Below are 4,098 nucleotides of genomic sequence, written 5' to 3'. Positions count from 1 at the left end.
GGAATCCGGCTCCATATGCCGAAATCACGCGTGGCGCAACCGAACTTCCGGCCCTGCGGTGCGAGTGGCTCCTTCGGTGCCCCCCGTCCGGCTGGGCGCGGTGGCGCACATCGACTCGAGGAGCGACAGCACCGTCTTTCCCGGCGTCGGGTCGCGCTGGGCGGTGTACGTCTCGAAGGCGCGTTGCCCCATGGTCTTCCAGCCGTGGCGGCCGTCCCAGGCCCGGTCCAACGCGGCGGCCAACGCGTGGGGGCGGTCCCCCTCGGCCACGTAGCCGTTGACGCCGTCGGTGATCAGGCGCGCGTTGTCCCCGACGTCGGTCACCAGGCATGGGCGCGCGCAGAACATCGCTTCCATGATCGCGATGGGCATGCTCTCTTCACGCGACGGCAGCACCAGCATATGGTTTTGTGACCAGACGGCTCGCATGTCGCTCTGGAATCCGGTGAGCGTCAGTCGGTCCGCGAGCCCGTAGAAGGCGGCCAGCTCGGCGAGGTAGCGGTCCGACCGCCCTCTGCCGACGAAATTCAGCGCCCATCGGCGGCTTTTCCAGAGTGGGTCCGAGAGCACCTCCAGCAGCAGGTCATGCCCCTTCTGGACCGGGCTCAGCCGAGCAACGCACGCCATGGTCGGCACCGCCGAGTCCGGCCACGCGACCGGCCCGGTGAGGTCGCGCCGGATCGGGCTCGGGATCACCACGCCGTGGTCGACCCTGGCCGCGAGGATGCGCTGGAGCGTCGTCAGGCTCCGGTGAGCGGGGACTACGAGTGCTCCGAGAAGTCCGATCACCCGGCGCGCGCGCTCGCGTAGCGCGTCCGGCAGCATATCGGTTTCGCTGGTGAGCTGAATGGTGGCCGCCACCGGCACTCCCGCGTCCTGGATCAGGCTGGTGAGGGAGTCGTCCAGCACATGGCGCATGGAACCGATGCTGACGAACAGGACATCGGCGCGCGACGCGATGGCCGCCAGTTCGGCGGGGACCATCTCGGCGTGCACTCGGCCATCGGCGTCCGTCCATGATCTTCGGGGCAGCTTGGTCGCTCCCAACGCGACGAGTTCGTCCAGCGGCGCCTCGTATCCGCGGGGGTCGACGCGAGGGGTGAACCAGACCTCGTGTCCGGCGGCCAGCGCGGCTCGGGCGGTGTCGGCCCACAGCTCTTCGCTGCCGCCCCAACCGACTACCGCCTCGACCGCAAGGATGACGATCTTCATGTGGCCGACTCGGCGGTGGTCGCCAACCGCATCATGGATGTCGCGGATTCAGCGAAAAGAAGGCTGGCAGCGTGCATGTGACCTCCCTGTCAATCAGCTTGGCACCCACGGTATTTCGTGAGCGCACAGCTTTGACCTGCCTCAGAGAAACTCTTCCGCGTAGGCAAGACCAGTCCGCGCAGGGAGCGAACGAGGCACGACGCGTCATTCCGGCGTAACCAACCGGGCCGAAACAGCGGCCGAGCCCTGTCCCACAAGGCAAACCGCACTCGGCCGAGAATCAGGAGCGTAAGGCTGCTAGCTGCGCGGTCGGAACGTCTACCTAAGCGGCACTGGGACTGACGACGTCTCTCACCTTGCCGATGATCGATCCTCCCCTCGGGCAGGCGTTGATCCACTGCAATCGTACCAGCACTCACCTTTGGGTTCGGCGTATCGGCCAGTACCGCAACGACACTCGGCTCAGTCCGTGCCCACGGCCCGCCGGTCGTACCGGCCCGTTCACCACGTTGCCGTCGCAGATCTTCGCGGTCACCGCCTCGCCGCGGGCACGCTCCACCATCTGCCGGATCAGATCCACTCCGGCAGCGGCACCGCCGCCCTGGTCGCGTCCAGTTCGGCTACCACCCCTCCGTGACCACATCAGTCACAGAGCTATCATTCTGCCTCAGAAGCAACACCGCTACCGTCCTGTCTTTGTATCAACCACAGTCAGGGGCAACGTTGTGAGCGCCGGCAAAGGTGAAGACACATCGCTATCGATGCACGCCGGTGCGCTGGCGCTGGCGGCCGGGGTCGCCGGGCTGGCCTTGCACGCTGTTCTCATTCCCTTCACCGCACCGCCCCGCCTCGGGCTGATCAACAACGGGATGGACCTTGTGGTCTATCGGGAAGGCGCGCAGGCTGTCGTCGACGCTCACCCCTTGTATTCGGGATTGCCGAACAACTTCACCTATCCGCCGTTCGCGGCCCTGGTGTTTCTGCCGCTGACGTTCGTCACGGAGGCGATCGCTCGACACACGTGGCTCGCCCTGTCGTGTGTCGCGCTGGTCCTGACGGTGTGGCGGTGTCTGCGCGTGCTGGGGTATCGACGCGACCGGCCAACGATGTTGCTCTGCGTGGGCCTGTCGCTGTTGGCGGTCCAGGTCGACGCCGTCCGAGGCGCCTTGACGTGGGGGCAGATCAGCATCGTCTTCATGGCCATCCTCATATGGGACCTCACCCGCCCGCCCGGCGCCCGCTGGCGCGGCTGGTCGGTCGGAGTAGCAGCGGGAATGAAGCTGATGGCTGTGGTCTTCCTTCCCTATCTGCTGCTCACGCGGCAATGGCGCGCGGCAGCTACGGCGGCGGGCGTCGCGGCCGTAACCATCGCGGCCGGGTTCGTGCTGCTACCAGAAGACAGCCGCGAGTATTGGACCCACACCGCCTATCAGGTCCGCCGGGTCGGGCAACCCGACGATGTCACCAACCAATCCGTCAACGCCGTCCTGGCCAACCTGTACTCGCCCGCATCGGTCCCGACATTGGCGTGGCTGATCTGCGCCGGGCTCGCCGGAATCGTCGGCCTCCTGGCCGCGGTCCTGGCGCATCGGCGGGGCTGGCTGCTGTTGCCGGTGATCATCCTCGGGATGGCCGGCTGCGTCGTCTCACCCCTGACCTGGGGACACCAATGGGTGTGGTTCGTGCCGCTACTCATTCTGCTGCTCCACCAGGCGATCGGCGAACCACGAAGTGGCGCGATAATATCCGCGACAGCCGTGGTCGCCTGCCTGGTATTGATGTGGGAGGGGGTCTGGACCTACTTCCGGACGCGACACTTGCACATCACCCCCGACATGGACTACTCGCGCACCGACATAGCCGTGGGAAACAACGAACTCATGCGGATATTGCTCTGCGGCTACGCGCCACTGCTCTACCTCATCGTCGCCGTAGCAACCATCGTCTACTCGCAGAGCGATCTGATGTGGATCCACCGCCGCAAGGCGCACAGCGCAGAATCGCGTCTCGGCAGCTTGCCAGGGCGTAGCCGGGCGTCGGCGGGGAATGCCCCGGCTTCGGTTGACTCCTGACCCAGGATCGACGTCCTGCTGCGGGTTACGGCCGTCTGGATGCTGCCCTGGGGCGACCGCCCGGCCGCATTGGGCGGCTGACTTCTCCACGACGTCCCAACCGCCAGCCGTGGAAGCGTACGTGCTGGCATAGCGGGCCAATCTGCAGTGTCCGCCGGCAGGGACGAGGGTCTTTCATCTTTCGTGGCGGTTTCGTTATCCGGGTTGTCTATGGGTTCGCGGCCAATGGGCATATCGAAGGGGTGCCCTTAGCAAAGGAACAGCTAATGCACGGTCTGCTCGCTCGATCCACCCCAATGGGTGCCCGCAGCTGGAATAGCGACGCCACCCTCGATTCCTGGCCAGAGGCCGGTACCGCGCAGCGGGCGCTGCAGCCGCCTCCTCCCGGTTCGGTGCTCATCATCGACAACGTGGTCCGCCACGGCCATCTCTGCGACCCGCGACCGTCCAGGCGAGCCGCGAACTGATCGACCTCCTCGCCGGCGAATCGCGCCTTGGCGCGACGACACTGCAGACCGTCGGCTCGACGGGCTTGGGCGGCTTCACCTACGTCCCTCGTCCCCCAGCTCAGCGCCTCAATCGACGCAGGGCGCCTCCACGCTGCCGTCGGCGGCGTACGTGGTTCGCACGAAGCGGAGGACAGGTGATGACTCGTACCGATACCCGCGAGACCGCGCCGCCACGCCGGGCATGGCTGGGCGTGGCAGTGCTGATCCTGCCGGTCCTACCGGTATCGATGGACATCTCGGTGTTATACCTGGCGATGCCGACGGTGACCGAACGGCTGGCCCCGTCGGCCACTGAGCAACTGTGG

2 protein-coding genes and 1 pseudogene are annotated in these 4,098 nt (G+C 66.4%); 2 read left to right on the top strand and 1 reads right to left on the bottom strand.

Features of this window, described 5'->3' with window-relative positions:
- Positions 1 to 24: 24 nt before the first annotated feature.
- On the bottom strand, positions 25 to 1,212 hold the full coding sequence (locus tag ACFWPJ_RS26475; RefSeq protein WP_378855238.1) for a glycosyltransferase: 1,188 nt from the start codon (positions 1,210 to 1,212) through the stop codon (positions 25 to 27).
- Between the two features lie 725 nt (positions 1,213 to 1,937).
- On the opposite strand from ACFWPJ_RS26475, the gene ACFWPJ_RS26470 reads away from it, so the two are divergent.
- A complete protein-coding gene (locus ACFWPJ_RS26470) occupies positions 1,938 to 3,284 on the top strand; it encodes a glycosyltransferase 87 family protein (protein WP_378855236.1) in 1,347 nt (448 codons plus the stop codon).
- Positions 3,285 to 3,930: 646 nt separating this feature from the next.
- Positions 3,931 to 4,098: pseudogene (locus ACFWPJ_RS26465) on the top strand (MFS transporter); the annotation flags it as partial.

Origin of the sequence: Nocardia sp. NPDC058497 (assembly GCF_042720195.1) — a bacterium.
Taxonomy (GTDB): domain Bacteria; phylum Actinomycetota; class Actinomycetes; order Mycobacteriales; family Mycobacteriaceae; genus Nocardia.
The sequence above is the reverse complement of the archived record's forward strand: the minus strand, read 5'-3'. Positions and strand labels throughout refer to the sequence as shown.

Bases quoted from the DNA above. Each gene is read 5' to 3' on its own strand.
- ACFWPJ_RS26475 (WP_378855238.1), bottom strand. From the start codon at position 1,212: ATGAAGATCGTCATCCTTGCGGTCGAGGCGGTAGTCGGTTGGGGCGGC.